Annotated in this window: 1 rRNA gene; it reads right to left on the bottom strand. The window is 53.8% G+C overall.

Going from position 1 to position 221, the window contains the following annotated elements:
- Nucleotides 1–2 precede the first annotated feature (2 nt).
- A 23S ribosomal RNA gene (locus LDK53_RS22790) occupies nucleotides 3–221 on the bottom strand; the annotation flags it as partial.

The raw sequence follows: 221 nt of genomic DNA, 5'->3' as shown, positions 1-221 counted from the left end.
ACGTACACGGTTTCAGGTTCTTTTTCACTCCCCTCGCCGGGGTTCTTTTCGCCTTTCCCTCACGGTACTGGTTCACTGTCGGTCAGTCAGGAGTATTTAGCCTTGGAGGATGGTCCCCCCATATTCAGACAGGATACCACGTGTCCCGCCCTACTCTTCGAGTTCACAGCCTGTGCATTTTCGTGTACGGGACTATCACCCTGTACCGTCGGACTTTCCAG

The sequence above is a fragment of the Enterobacter sp. K16B genome (assembly GCF_020216105.1).
Classification (GTDB): domain Bacteria; phylum Pseudomonadota; class Gammaproteobacteria; order Enterobacterales; family Enterobacteriaceae; genus Enterobacter; species Enterobacter sichuanensis.
The sequence above is the reverse complement of the archived record's forward strand: the minus strand, read 5'-3'. Positions and strand labels throughout refer to the sequence as shown.